Below are 13,352 nucleotides of genomic sequence, written 5' to 3' on the forward strand. Positions count from 1 at the left end.
CGATCGACAGCTCGACCAGGCTGCGGAACTCCTCCGACGTCGGGTCGGTGGCCAGGTCGATGTCGGACTCGATGATGTCGAGGATGCGCGGCTCGGCGACCAGGTGCGCCCGGAGGGCGGGCTCGGCCACGCGGAGGTAGCTGTCGACGGTCTCGTCGCCGCGGGGCGACCAGGAGATCACGAGCAGGCCGCCCTCCTCGACGACGCGGTCGATCACGTAGCTGCCCTGGCCCGCTCCGCGCAGGAGGGAGGCCGGGATCACCGTCTCGCGCTCGCCGACGGGGGCGATCACGACGCCGCGCTCGTGGAGGCGCAGCACCGCGTTGCCGCGGAAGCCGAGCCCCGGCAGCACGACGCGCTCGAGCGGCTGCTCGAAGCGGGTCGTGGCCACGTACGGGAGGTCGACGCGCTCGACCTCGGCGCCCAGCGAGGACGCGGGCACGGGCTCCGGCGCGAGGGCGGCCGAGCGGCGGCGCCGCGCGCGCCAGGAGAGCAGCATGCCGACGAAGACGAGGACGACGACCGCGGCGATGACGATCGTGATCGCGGCCCTATCCACGGGAGGCCTTCGCGGAGGCGGCGACGACCGCCGCGTCGACGAGCTCGCCGTCCAGCACGGTCGGGAAGCCCCGGTGGAGGGTGGCGACGACGCGGCCCGGCAGCTCGCGACCGAGGTACGGGGAGTTGCCGCTGCGGCCGCGCAGGTCCTCGACGGAGAAGCGGCGTCGCGCCTCCGGGTCGTAGAGCACGACGTTCGCGGCGGCCCCGACGGCGAGGCCGCGGTCGTAGCCGTCGAGCCGGCCGATGCGGGCGGGGGCGGAGGAGAGCACGCGCGCGACGTCGGACCAGCTCATCCGCCCGTCCTCGACGACGGCGGCGTGCACCACGCTCAGCGCGCTCTCGAGGCCGACCATGCCGAACGCCGCGGCGTCCCACTCGCAGTCCTTCGCCTCGACCGGGTGCGGCGCGTGGTCGGTGGCGACGATGTCGATGGTGCCGTCGGCGAGGGCCTCGCGGAGGGCGAGCACGTCCTCGTCGCGGCGCAGCGGCGGGTTCACCTTGAAGCGGGCGTCGTAGCTCGGCCCGTCCTGGCCGGCGACGGCCTGCTCGGTGAGGAGCAGGTGGTGGGGGGTGACCTCGGCGGTCACGTCGATCCCCCGGGCCTTCGCCCAGCGGATGACGTCGACCGAGCCCGCGGTCGAGACGTGGCAGACGTGCAGGCGGGAGCCCACGTGCTCGGCGAGGAGCACGTCGCGGGCGATGATCGCCTCCTCGGCCACGGCGGGCCAGCCCTGCAGGCCGAGGGCGCTGGAGACGGCGCCCTCGTTCATCTGCGCGCCCACGGTGAGCCGCGGCTCCTGCGCGTGCTGGGCGACGACTCCGTCGAACGCCTTGACGTACTCGAGAGCGCGGCGCATCAGCAGCGCGTCCGAGACGCACTTCCCGTCGTCCGAGAAGACCCGCACGGCCGCGCGGCTGCGGGCCATCGCGCCGAGCTCGGCGAGCGACTCCCCCGCCAGACCCACGGTCACCGCGCCGATCGGGCGGACCGTCGCGTAGCCGGCGTCCTCGCCCAGGCTCCGCACCTGCTCGACCACGCCCGCGGTGTCCTGCACCGGCGAGGTGTTCGCCATCGCGAAGACGGCGGTGAAGCCTCCGGCAGCCGCAGCTCGCGTCCCGGTGAGGATCGTCTCGCTCTGCTCGAACCCCGGCTCGCGCAGGTGGGTGTGCAGGTCGACCAGGCCGGGCAGCGCCAGCAGGCCGTCGGCGTCGATCACGCGGGCCCCGCGCGAGTCGAGGTCGGCGCCGATCTCGACGATCACGCCCCCGTCGATCAGCAGGTCGGCGGTCGACTCGTCGGCGAGCGTCGCTCCCGAGATCAGGATCCGCTCCGGCGCCGTGCTCTGAAGCGGCTGGGCAGTGCTCATCAGTGGACCTCCCGTTCGCCGGACAGCAGCAGGTAGAGCGCGGCCATCCGGACGGACACTCCGTTCGTGACCTGTTCGAGCACCGTGGAGCGGCTCGAATCGGCGGCCGCCGAGGAGATCTCGACGCCCCTGTTCATGGGTCCGGGGTGCATGACGATGGTATCGGGACCCAGCCGGGCGAGCCGCTCGTCGTCGAGGCCCCAGATCCGCGCGTACTCCCGGCCGTTGGGGAAGAACCCGCTCGACATCCGCTCGAGCTGGATGCGCAGGAGCATCACGACGTCGGGGAGCCCGGTGTCGATCGCCTCGTCCAGATCGAAGCGGATGGTCGCGGGCCAGTCGCGCGTGTCGACCGGCACGAGGGTCGGCGGTGCGACCAGGGTCACCTCGGCGCCCAGCGCCGTCAGCAGCCAGACGTTCGAGCGCGCCACCCGCGAGTGCAGGACGTCGCCCACGATCGTGACCGCGACGCCGTCGAGGCTCTTGCCGCGGGACGCGGAGGCGCCGTGCAGGCGCCGGCGGATGGTGAACGCGTCCAGGAGCGCCTGGGTCGGGTGCTCGTGGGTCCCGTCACCGGCGTTGAGGATCGACGCGTCGATCCAGCCGCTCGCCGCAAGAACCGCGGGGGCTCCGGAGGCGCTGTGGCGGATGACCACGCCGTCGGCGCCCATCGCGGCGAGCGTCTGCGCGGTGTCCTTCAGGCTCTCGCCCTTGGAGACGCTGGAGCCCTTCGCGCTGAAGTTGATGACGTCGGCCGAGAGCCGCTTCGCCGCCGCCTCGAACGAGATCCGCGTGCGGGTGGAGTCCTCGAAGAAGAGGTTGACCACGGTCTTCCCGCGCAGGGTCGGCAGCTTCTTGACCTCGCGGTTCTGCACGTCCGCCATGTCCTCGGCGATGTCGAGGAGTGCGATCGCGCTCGCGCGGTCGAGGTCGCGGGTCGAGAGCAGGTGCTTCACGGAGCCGTCTCCTCGCCGGTGGCCTGCGACTCGATCGCGACCAGGTCCTCGCCGTCCGTCTCGACGAGCCGGACGTTGATCCGCTCGCTCAGGCTGCTCGGCAGGTTCTTGCCGACGAAGTCCGCCCGGATCGGGAGCTCGCGGTGCCCGCGGTCGACCAGCGCGGCCAGCCGCACGGCTCGCGGACGGCCGATGTCGCTGAGGGCGTCCAGGGCGGCGCGGATGGTGCGGCCCGAGAAGAGGACGTCGTCGACGAGGACCACTGTCCGGCCGTCGATGCTCGCGGGGACGGCGGTGCGCGCGGGGGTGCGGACCGGGTGCCGGGAGAGGTCGTCGCGGTGCATGGTCACGTCGAGGGAGCCGGCGAAGACGGGGGGACCGTCCGGCTCGATCCGCGCGATCGTCTCGGCGATGCGCCTCGCGAGGGCGACGCCGCGCGTCGGGATGCCGAGGACGACCAGCGAATCGGGCCCGCGGTTCGACTCGAGGATCTCGTGGGCGATGCGCGTGAGCGCTCGCGTGATGTCAGCGCCGTTGAGCACGATTCGTGCCGTCACACCGACCTCCTTCCCCGCCTCACAGGACGGCTGTTAAAGGAAAAGCCGTGTCGAGTATAGGGGCCGTCGCGCGGCCCGCCGGACGGGCAGCCCGGGAACGACCTCGGCCCGCCCGATCACGGGGATCCGGCGGGCCGAGCAGGTCTCCGGGGCGGGTCAGGCCGTCGTGCGGGACTCCGCGACGGAGGCGAGGAGCCCGTTGATGAAGCCCGCCGAGTCGTCGGTCGACAGCGACGTGGCGGCCTCGACGGCCTCCGAGATGGCGACGCCGTCGGGCACCGCGTCGTTGTGCAGGATCTCCCACACCCCGATCCGGAGGATCGCGCGGTCGACCAAGGGCATGCGCGAGAGTGTCCAGCCCTGGGCGAGCCGGGCGATCAGCTCGTCGATCTCGTCGGCGTGGTCGATGACCCCGTCGACGATCTCGCGGGCGTAGAGCCACGAGGCCTCACGGGCCGGCTCGTTCGCCGCCCGCTCGGCCTCGGCGCGCAGCGACTGGGCGAAGCTGATCTGCCGGACGTCGGCGTTGTAGAGGATGTCGAGGGCGCGCTTGCGCGCCTTCGTGCGAGCACTCACGGGAGGCCCGGCTCAGCTGACGCGGCCGAGGTAGTCGCCCGTGCGGGTGTCGACCTTGACCTTCGTGCCCTGCTCGAGGAAGAGCGGGACCTGGATCTGGTAGCCGGTCTCGACCGTCGCGGGCTTGGTGCCGCCGGTCGAGCGGTCGCCCTGGAGGCCCGGCTCCGTGTAGGTGATCTCGAGGACGACCGAGGCGGGGAGGTCGATGTAGAGCGGGTCGCCGTCGTGCAGGGCGAGGGTCACGTTCTGGTTCTCGAGCATGAAGTTCGCCGCGTCGCCGACGACCGCCTCGGGGACGGTGATCTGGTCGTAGTCGCTGGTGTCCATGAACACGAAGTCCGCGCCGTCGCGGTAGAGGTACTGGAAGTCGCGGCGGTCGACGTTGGCCGTGTCGATCTTGGCGCCCGCGTTGAAGGTCTTGTCGACGACCTTGCCCGTGAGGACGTTCTTCATCTTGGTGCGGACGAAGGCGCCGCCCTTGCCCGGCTTGACGTGCTGGAAGTCGATGACGTTCCAGAGCTGGCCGTCGATGCTGAGGACGGTGCCGTTCTTGATGTCGGTGGTAGAGGCCATGCGAAGGGGGATCCGTTTCGGTGGAAGTCTGCGCCGGCGAGCCCGGTACGCGGGCGCGGCGATATCGGCCGGTCCGGCTGACCCGTCGAGTGTAGTCGACGCGGCCCCGTCGGCAGAGGAGTCTGGACGCCGCGTGCGAATCGCCCCACCGGTCCGCGGGAGCGCGAGACGGTGGAGGACCGACCCCGAGGAGGAGCACAGGGACGCCGTTCCCGCCGACACCGTCGTGCCGCCCTGGTACTCGATCGCGTTCATCGCCGTGCCGATCGTCATCGCCGTCGTGATCGTGCTCGTCGTGGTGCTGATCGTCGTGAACGTGCGCCGGGCGCGCTCGCTCGGAGTGGATCCCCTGACCCTGCGGACCGAGGTCGCGGCCCGCTTCGCGCGCGAGGGTCCCGGCTCCGCCCGCCCGCTGGCGGACCGGCTCGCCGAGCTGGAGGCGCTGCGAGCGGCGGGCACGATCACCGAGGCCGAGTACGCCCAGGCGCGGAGGGCCGCCCTGGGCGGAGGCTGACGGCGCCGCCCGGGCTCAGCCGAGCCGGACCTACGATCCGATCTCCTGGTACGCCGCGAACAGCAGCGACGTCTCCGGCCCCTGCAGGATGCTCGGGCGGGCGATGTCGTCGAGGACCACGAAGCGGAGCATCCCCGCGCGGGTCTTCTTGTCGCGCTGCATCGCGGCGAGGAGCGTCTCCCATCGTCCGAGCGGGTAGCTCGTCGGCAGGGTCAGCGATTCGAGGACCCGGCGCTGGCGGTCCACCACCGCGTCGCTGAGCGATCCGGTCAGGCGCGAGAGCTCCGCCGCGAACATCATCCCGACGGAGACGGCCGCGCCGTGGCGCCACTGGTAGCGCTCGGCGTGCTCGACCGCGTGCCCGAGGGTGTGCCCGTAGTTCAGGATCTCGCGCAGGCCCTTCTCGGTGAAGTCCTCGCCGACGACCCGCGCCTTGATCCCGATCGACAGCTCGACCAGGCTGCGGAACTCCTCCGACGTCGGGTCGGTGGCCAGGTCGATGTCGGACTCGATGATGTCGAGGATGCGCGGCTCGGCGATCATCCCGTACTTCACGATCTCGCCGAAGCCGGCGAGGATCTCGTTGCGCGGGAGGCTGGTCAGCACGTCGAGGTCGGCGACGACCGCCCGTGGCGCGTGGAAGGCGCCGACGAGGTTCTTGCCCTCGGCCGTGTTGATGCCGGTCTTCCCGCCGACGGCCGCGTCGACCATCCCGAGCACGGTGGTCGGCACCTGCACCAGGTCGACCCCGCGGAGCCAGGTGGCGGCGACGAAGCCGGCCAGGTCGGTGATCGCGCCGCCGCCGAAGCCGACGACCACGTCCGTGCGGGTGAAGTCCGACTGCCCCATCACCTGCCAGCAGAAGGCCGCCACCTCCACGCGCTTCGCGGCCTCGGCGTCCGGGACCTCGGCGAGCAGCACCTCGTAGCGCTCGAGCAGGCTCTCGCGGATCTCGGCGGCGAGGACCGCGAGGGTCGGCGGGTGCACGATGAGCACCTTCGCGGCCCGGGGGCCGATCGCGTCGGCGAGGCCGTCGAGGAGTCCGCGCCCGACGTGGATGTCGTAGCCGTTCTCTCCGGCGACGGGGATGGCGGTGGTGCCGTCGTTCATGACTGTCTTCCGCTCGGGCGGCTCGTGGCCGCCGGGTCCGATGGTGCAGGGGTGGCGGAGGGGCGCTGCGCGCGCACCCACTCCGCGATCTCGGCGGCGATCAGGGTGATCGGCCGCCGGGAGGTGTCGACCACGGTGTCCGCGAGGGACTCGTAGACCGGGCGCCGCTCGTCGAAGATGCGGACCCAGTCGCCGACCCCGCCGCGCACCAGCGGGCGGGAGCCGGAGCCGAGCCGGTCGCGGACGGCCTCGGCCGTGGTGGTGAGGAGCACGACGGGCACGTCCGCGAGGTCGGCGCGCGTCGCGGGATCGAGCACCGCTCCCCCGCCGAGGCTCAGCACCACGTCGCGACGGACGGCGCGCTCGACGACACGGCGCTCCTCCCGGCGGAAGGCCGGCTCGCCGTGGGCGTCGAAGTAGGGGGCGATCGGGCCGTGGGTGCGCACGAACTCCGCGTCGGAGTCGACGAACCCGGCGCTCAGCGCCTTCGCGACCCGCTTGCCGATCGTCGTCTTGCCGGCGCCCATCGGGCCGATCAGGACGAGGCGGGCGCGGGCCGCGCCGGTATCGTGACCCGCCATCAGCGGGCCGCCGAGGACGCGGCCATCAGGCGAGCCCGAGACCCGGGTCGCTCGCGGCGGCCGTGCGGAGCTCGTCGGGGATGGCGGCGAGGTAGCCCTGCAGGTTGCGGCGGGTCTCGGTGACGCTGTCGCCGCCGAACTTCTCGAGCACGGCGTTCGCGAGCACCAGGGCGACCATCGCCTCCGCGACGACACCGGACGCCGGCACCGCGCAGACGTCGGAGCGCTGGTGGTGAGCGCCGGCCGCCTCGCCGGTGGCGACGTCGACGGTGCGCAGCGCGTGCGGCACGGTCGCGATCGGCTTCATGCCGGCGCGGACCCGCAGCACGGTCCCCGTGCTCATCCCGCCCTCGGTGCCGCCGGCCCGGTCGCTGGACCGGGAGATGCCGGCGGCGGACTGGAAGAGCTCGTCGTGCGCCTCCGAGCCGCGGCGGGTGGTGGTGAGGAAGCCGTCGCCGACCTCGACGCCCTTGATCGCCTGGATCCCCATCAGGGCCGCCGCGAGCTGGGAGTCGAGACGACGGTCCCAGTGCACGTAGGACCCGAGTCCGGGCGGGAGATCGTACGCGAGGACCTCGACCACGCCGCCGAGGGTGTCGCCGTCGTCGTGGGCGCGGTCCACCTCGGCGACCATGAGGGCGCTGGTCGCGGCGTCGTGGCAGCGCAGCGGATCCGCGTCCAGGGCGGCGACGTCGGCCGGGCCGGGCAGCGGCGAGCCCTCGGGCACGCGGACCGGCCCGATGGCGAGGGTGTGGCTGACGAGCGAGACTCCGAGCTCGCCGAGGAAGCGGCGGGCGACGGCGCCGAGGGCGACGCGGGCCGCGGTCTCGCGGGCGGAGGCGCGCTCGAGCACGTTGCGGGACTCGGGGAAGCCGTACTTCTGCATCCCGACGAGGTCGGCGTGGCCCGGGCGGGGCCGGGTGAGCGCGGCGCCGCGGCCCTTGGGCAGGCTCTCGGGGTCGCGGGGCTCCGCCGACATGACGTCGACCCAGCGCGGCCACTCCGTGTTGCCGATGCGCAGGGCGATGGGGCTGCCCATCGTCGCTCCGTGCCGGACGCCGGAGGAGATCGTCAGCTCGTCCTGCTCGAAGTTCATCCGGGCTCCGCGGCCGTAGCCGAGCTTCCGGCGCGCCAGATCGGCGCGGATGTCGTCGAGGGAGACGGGGACCCCCGCCGGCAGTCCTTCGAGGACGGCGACGAGTTCGGGACCGTGGGATTCCCCGGCCGTGAGCCAACGGAGCATCCTCCGATTCTGGCACACGAGGTCAGTGCGCCGGACCCGCCGAGACTGCTCGGCGCATCGCCGCGAGCACCTCGTCCTCGCGATCGAGAGGCAGGGCCGGGTCGCCGCCGACGAAGATCCGCACCTGCACGAGGGCCTGGTGGAGCAGCATCCCGAGCCCGGAGACGACCGGGGAGCCGCCCTGCTTCCAGCGCTGGGCGAGAGCGCTCGGCCACGGGGAGTACGCCACGTCGAACAGGGTCGAGCCCGCGACCGCCGCGTCGGGCACGTCGAGGCCGTCCGCCGCCCCGCCGGGGAGCGTCGAGATCACCAGCGGCGCTCCGGTGGACCAGTCGGCGAAGGAGCGGACCGAGATCAGGACGCCGAGCGACTCCGCGAGCGGAGTGAGCTCGACGGCCCTCGACGCCGTCCGCAGGACGAGGTCGACCCGCGCCGCGCCCAGCTCGGCGGCGGCGGCCAGGGCGGAGGCGGCGGTCGCTCCCCCGCCGAGCACCTGGACGCGCTCCGCCGAGACGACGCCCGCCTCGGCGAGGGCGCGCACGATGCCCGCGACGTCGGTGTTGAACCCGCGGAGGCGGGGTGCCGGGCCGGAGCGGTCGACCAGCACGGTGTTGACCGCGCCGGTGGCCCGGGCGACCGCGTCCTCCTCCGCCAGCAGCGGTCGCACCGCGTGCTTGAGCGGCATTGTCAGCGACAGTCCGTGCCAGGGCTCACCGGACACGACCTCGGAGAGGGTCGCCTCCGTCGTCTCGACGGCGCGGTAGCTCCAGTCGAGTCCGAGCACCCGGTAGGCGGCCGCGTGCAGCGCGGGCGACTTCGAGTGCGCGATCGGCGCGCCGAGGACCGCGAGGCGGTACCCGGCGGCCGTCACTGGTACTCCGGGTGGTCCCGCATCCAGGCCTGCCACTGGTCGACGGCCGCGTTGTGCTCGGCGTCGGTGGTGGAGTAGACCGTCTCGCCCGTCTCGAGGTTCACCGTGACGAAGTACATCCAGGTGCCGTCCGCGGGGTGCATGACCGCGTCGATCGCCACGTCGCCCGGGTTCGAGATCGGCGCGGGCGGCAGGCCGTCGCGCTGGTAGGTGTTGTAGACGTTGCCGGCGTCGTTCCGCTCGGCGTCCGTGGTCGAGACGCGGTCGGTCGCGCCGGTGCCGTACGCCACGGTCGCGTCCGACTGCAGGCGCCACCCCTGGTCGAGGCGGTTCTGAAACACGCGCGCGACCTTCGGGAAGTCCTCGGCGACGCGGGCCTCGCGCTGCACGAGGGACGCGAACACCACGACGCGGTAGCGGTCGTCCACCGGCACACCGGCCTGGTCGAGCGACTGGTACATCCGGTCGACCAGGGTCTTCAGGATGTCGTGCGCCGGCGTCGACGGGTCGATGTCGTAGGTCGCGGGGAACAGGAACCCCTCGAGGCTCGTCGCCCCGGCCGGGAGCCCGAACGAGCCCCAGTCGGCGGCGGCCGCCTCGAGGTCCGTCAGCGCGACCCCGGTGCCGTCCGCGATGAGCGGCAGCGCCTCCTTGAGCGCCGTCCCCTCGGGGATGACGAAGGTGTTCGCGAGGCGCGTCGACTCGGAGTCGAGCAGCGCCGACAGTGCGGCCTTGGCGCTCATCTCGGCCTTGAGCGAGTACGCGCCGGGCTGGAAGACGGGCTCCGGGCTCTGGGCGAGGAGCAGGTCGTAGAAGGGGTCGTACGACTTGATGACCCCGTCCGAGACGAGGTTGTTGGCGATGTCGCTGCCGCCGTCGCCCTGGTGGATCGTGAACAGCACCTCGCTCGAGCCGGTGCCGGTGAAGTCGGTCGGCTCGGGCTCGGCGAACAGGCCGCGCACGGGCTCGAGGAAGATCGTCACGGCGATGGCGACGAGCGCGGCGAAGACGCCGAAGGCCAGAAGCCCGCCGATGAGCCCGCGGCGGCTGCGGCGCTTCTTCGCGCCGCCCGTCGCGCGAGCCGCGCGGCGCCGCTTCGGGCGCACGTCCGGGTCGAACGCGGCCGCGTCGTCGCGGCCGCGGGGCTCGGGCACGTCGGGCCCGGTGAAGAGGCGGCCCAGCGGATCGTGCGCCTCAGTCGGCGCGGGCTGCTGCTCCGGAGTCGGGTCGGGCGGAGTCGGCTGCGCCTGCTCGGCGGCGCGGGCGTCGCGGCGGCTCGGGGGGACGTCGGTCACGAGGAGGTCCTTCGTTCGGTTCGAGCAGGACTCCGGCCGGGGTGCCGGCCGAGCGCTCGGAATCGATGGCGTGCTGCAGGATCACCACGGCGGCGACCTGGTCGATCACGGCTCGGGAGCCGCGGGTGGTGCGTCCGGAGCGGTGCAGGGCGCTCTGAGCGGTGACCGTCGACAGCCGCTCGTCGACGAGCCGCACCGGAGCGGTGGGCACCGCCTCGGCGAGCAGTCGAGCGAATCCGCGCGCGTCGTCCGTCGAGGCCGTCTCGGCCCCCGACAGCGACAACGGCAGTCCGACGATGATCGCCTGGGCATCGTACTCGGCGGCGAGGTGCGCGATCCGGGAGACGTCCGAGGATCCGCCGTCAGTGCCCGCCCGCGCGACCGTCTCGACGGGCACCGCGAGCAGGCCGTCGGCGTCGCAGCGGGCGACCCCGATGCGGGCACGGCCCACATCGATGCCGAGCCGGACGCCGAACCGGCCCATTCAGCTGGTCGCTTCCTGCACCACGGCCTCGAGCGCCGCGCCGATGGCGGCGACGTCGGAGCCGCCGCCCTGGGCGAGGTCGTCCTTGCCGCCTCCGCCGCCACCGAGGATCACGGCGGCGCGCCTGGCGAGCGCACCCGCGCGGCGGCCCTGGTCGCGGGCGGCCTGGTTGGTGGCGACGATCACCGCGGGCTTGCCCGAGACGTCGGCGGCGAGCGCGACGACGGCCGGCTCCTGGCCGAGCCGCTCGCGGACGGAGGTCACGAGGGAGCGCAGCTCGTCGGTCGATCCCGCGGTGCCGATGCTCTCGGCGACGACGGTCGTGCCGCCCACCGTGCGACGGGTCGCGGCGAGGGCGGGCACCCGGTCGGCGAGGGCCTTGGCCTCGAACGCGGAGATCCGCTTCTCGGCGGCCTTGAGGCTCGCGACGAGCTCGCCGATCCGCTCGGGGAGCTGCTCGCGCGGGGTCTTCAGCGAGGACGAGATCGTGCTGACGAGGGCGCGCTCGGCGGCGAGCTCCTGGAAGGCCTCGCGGCCCACGAGCGACTCGACGCGGCGGTTGGTCGATCCGACCGAGGACTCGCTGACCAGGCTGATCACGCCGACCTCGGACGAGCGCCCGACGTGGGTGCCCGCGCAGAGCTCGCGCGACCAGGGCCCGCCGATGTCGACCACGCGGACGACGTCGCCGTACTTCTCGCCGAAGAGGGCCATCGCGCCGAGCGCCTTCGCCTCGTCGATCGGGAGCTCGCGCGTGACGACCTCGAGGTTGTCCCGGATCGCCGTGTTGGCGATCTCCTCGATCTCGCTGCGGGTCTCGAGCGAGAGGGCCTGGTTCCACGAGAAGTCCAGGCGCAGGTAGCCCGCCTTGTTGTAGGAGCCGGACTGGTGCGCCTGCGGACCGAGCACCTGGCGCAGCGCGGCGTGGATGAGGTGCGTGCCCGAGTGCGCCTGCGTGGCGCCCCGGCGCCAGTCGCGGTCGACGACGGAGGTGGCGGCGTCGCCCACTCCGACCTCGCCGCTGGCGACCTGGACCTTGTGGCTGATGAGCCCCTTGACGGGCTTCTGCACGTCGAGGACCTCGAGATCGAAGCCGGAGCCGACGATACGGCCGGCGTCGGCCTCCTGGCCGCCCGACTCCGCGTAGAGGCTGGTCGCCTCGAGGATCACCTCGGCGATGTCGCCCGCGACCGCCTTCGTGACGGAGTGCCCGCCGACGATGAGGCCGAGGATGCGCGTCTCGGTGTCGAGCACGTCGTAGCCGGTGAACAGCGTCTCGCCGTGGGCGCGGAAGTCGGCGTAGACCGAGAGATCGGCCAGCGCCGACTTCTTCGACTTCGCGTCGGCCTTCGCACGCGTGCGCTGCGCGGTCATGAGGGAGTCGAACGCCTCGCGGTCGACCGTCAGACCCGACTCCTCGGCGATCTCGAGGGTGAGGTCGATCGGGAACCCGAAGGTGTCGTGCAGGAGGAACGCGGTGTCGCCCGGCAGCGTCGGCGACTCGGCCTTCTTCGTCTTCAGGACCGCGAGGTCGAGGATCTCGGTGCCGGCCGCGAGGGTGCGGAGGAACGCCTCCTCCTCGCCGTAGGCGCTGGTCGAGAGGCGCTCGAAGTCCGTGGACACCTCGGGGTAGGCCGACGCCATCGCGTCGCGCGAGGCGGCGAAGAGCTCGGGGAACGTCGCGGTGTCCACTCCGAGCAGGCGCATGGCGCGCACCGTGCGGCGCATCAGGCGGCGGAGGATGTAGCCGCGCCCCTCGTTGGACGGCGTCACGCCGTCCGACAGCAGCATCAGCGAGGAGCGCACGTGGTCGGCGATGACGCGCATGCGGACGTCGTCCTCGTGGACGGCTCCGTAGCGGCGGCCCGAGAGCTCGGCGGCGCGATCGAGGACCGGACGGACCTGGTCGATCTCGTACATGTTCTCGACGCCCTGCTTGAGGAAGGCGACGCGCTCGAGGCCCATGCCGGTGTCGATGTTCTTGCGCGGCAGCTCGCCGAGGATGTCGAAGTCGACCTTGCTCGTGCCCTCGCCGCGGAGGTACTGCATGAAGACGAGGTTCCAGATCTCGACGTAGCGGTCGTCGTCCGTCGCCGGGCCGCCGTCGATCCCGTAGGCGGGTCCACGGTCGAAGAAGATCTCGGAGCAGGGGCCCGCGGGGCCGGGCTGGCCGGTCGACCAGTAGTTGGTGTCCTTGTCCAGGCGCTGGATGCGCTCGTCCGGGAGTCCCGCGATCGTCTTCCAGAGCGCGATCGCCTCGTCGTCGTCCTTGTAGACGGTGACCCAGAGGTCCTTCTCGTCGAAGCCCAGTCCCCCGTCGCTCTCGGCGCCGGTGAGCAGCTCCCAGGCGTAGCCGATCGCCCCCTCCTTGAAGTAGTCGCCGAAGGAGAAGTTGCCGTTCATCTGGAAGAAGGTGCCGTGACGAGGCGTCTTGCCGACCTCCTCGATGTCGTTGGTGCGGATGCACTTCTGCACGCTGGTGGCACGCGGGTAGGGCGCGGGGACCACTCCGGTGAGGTAGGGCACGAACGGCACCATGCCGGCGACGGTGAAGAGGAGGCTCGGGTCCTCGCTCACGAGGGAGGCGGAGGGGACCACGGTGTGGCCGCGGCTCCCGAAGAAGTCGAGCCAGCGGTTGCGGATGTCTGCGGTCTGCATGGGTTC

At 72.7% G+C, this 13,352-nt stretch carries 13 protein-coding genes and 1 pseudogene; 1 reads left to right on the top strand and 13 read right to left on the bottom strand.

All coding sequences use genetic code 11. The annotated features are described in order from the left end of the window. From C5C25_RS15195 to efp, 6 genes are all read right to left on the bottom strand, one after another. Positions 1-559 (bottom strand): hypothetical protein (locus C5C25_RS15195; RefSeq protein WP_104251087.1); only part of this gene is annotated, 559 nt, incomplete at its 3' end. Next, a complete protein-coding gene (locus C5C25_RS15200; RefSeq protein ID WP_104251088.1) occupies positions 552-1,928 on the bottom strand; it encodes a dihydroorotase in 1,377 nt (458 codons plus the stop codon). The genes C5C25_RS15200 and C5C25_RS15195, both read right to left, overlap by 8 nt. Then, the gene (locus tag C5C25_RS15205) at positions 1,928-2,884 is read right to left on the bottom strand and encodes an aspartate carbamoyltransferase catalytic subunit (protein ID WP_104224749.1); all 957 of its coding nucleotides are present in this window, start codon (positions 2,882-2,884) and stop codon (positions 1,928-1,930) included. The genes C5C25_RS15200 and C5C25_RS15205 overlap by 1 nt, the downstream gene beginning before the upstream one ends. After that, on the bottom strand, positions 2,881-3,441 hold the full coding sequence (pyrR, locus tag C5C25_RS15210) for a bifunctional pyr operon transcriptional regulator/uracil phosphoribosyltransferase PyrR (RefSeq protein ID WP_104251089.1): 561 nt from the start codon (positions 3,439-3,441) through the stop codon (positions 2,881-2,883). Before pyrR ends, C5C25_RS15205 begins: the two co-directional genes overlap by 4 nt. A gap of 156 nt (positions 3,442-3,597) precedes the next feature. Then, positions 3,598-4,017 (bottom strand): transcription antitermination factor NusB, encoded by a 420-nt coding sequence (gene nusB / locus C5C25_RS15215; RefSeq protein ID WP_104224751.1) that lies wholly within the window; start codon positions 4,015-4,017, stop codon positions 3,598-3,600. Positions 4,018-4,029: 12 nt separating this feature from the next. Next, entirely contained in the window at positions 4,030-4,590 is a 561-nt protein-coding gene (gene efp, locus C5C25_RS15220) for an elongation factor P (RefSeq protein WP_068210208.1), read from the bottom strand. Between the two features lie 133 nt (positions 4,591-4,723). Here efp and C5C25_RS15225 point away from each other — a divergent pair, with 133 nt between their 5' ends. Beyond that, positions 4,724-5,104: an SHOCT domain-containing protein gene (locus C5C25_RS15225; protein WP_146079488.1), complete on the top strand. Its 381-nt coding sequence runs from the start codon at positions 4,724-4,726 to the stop codon at positions 5,102-5,104. A 30-nt stretch (positions 5,105-5,134) separates the two neighbouring features. On the opposite strand, the gene aroB is transcribed toward C5C25_RS15225, so the two are convergent. The 7 genes and pseudogenes from aroB to alaS all read right to left on the bottom strand — a co-directional run bounded on the left by aroB (position 5,135) and on the right by alaS (position 13,346). Then, the gene (gene aroB, locus C5C25_RS15230) at positions 5,135-6,214 is read right to left on the bottom strand and encodes a 3-dehydroquinate synthase (protein WP_104224752.1); all 1,080 of its coding nucleotides are present in this window, start codon (positions 6,212-6,214) and stop codon (positions 5,135-5,137) included. After that, on the bottom strand, positions 6,211-6,795 hold the full coding sequence (locus C5C25_RS15235; RefSeq protein WP_104225325.1) for a shikimate kinase: 585 nt from the start codon (positions 6,793-6,795) through the stop codon (positions 6,211-6,213). The genes aroB and C5C25_RS15235 overlap by 4 nt, the downstream gene beginning before the upstream one ends. A gap of 25 nt (positions 6,796-6,820) precedes the next feature. Then, a complete protein-coding gene (gene aroC / locus C5C25_RS15240) occupies positions 6,821-8,038 on the bottom strand; it encodes a chorismate synthase (protein WP_104251091.1) in 1,218 nt (405 codons plus the stop codon). A gap of 22 nt (positions 8,039-8,060) precedes the next feature. Next, a complete protein-coding gene (locus C5C25_RS15245; protein WP_258069433.1) occupies positions 8,061-8,909 on the bottom strand; it encodes a shikimate dehydrogenase in 849 nt (282 codons plus the stop codon). Further along, positions 8,906-10,204, bottom strand: coding sequence for an endolytic transglycosylase MltG (mltG, locus tag C5C25_RS15250; RefSeq protein ID WP_104251092.1), 1,299 nt, complete (start codon positions 10,202-10,204; stop codon positions 8,906-8,908). Before mltG ends, C5C25_RS15245 begins: the two co-directional genes overlap by 4 nt. Before the next feature lie 7 nt (positions 10,205-10,211). After that, positions 10,212-10,688, bottom strand: a pseudogene (gene ruvX / locus C5C25_RS15255) (Holliday junction resolvase RuvX); the annotation flags it as partial. Then, positions 10,689-13,346 carry an alanine--tRNA ligase gene (alaS, locus tag C5C25_RS15260; protein ID WP_104251094.1) on the bottom strand — a complete coding sequence of 886 codons (2,658 nt, stop codon included), beginning with the start codon at positions 13,344-13,346 and terminating at the stop codon, positions 10,689-10,691. Between the last annotated feature and the right edge of the window lie 6 nt (positions 13,347-13,352).

It is taken from the genome of Rathayibacter sp. AY2B9 (genome assembly GCF_002931595.1).
In the GTDB taxonomy this organism is placed as follows: domain Bacteria; phylum Actinomycetota; class Actinomycetes; order Actinomycetales; family Microbacteriaceae; genus Rathayibacter.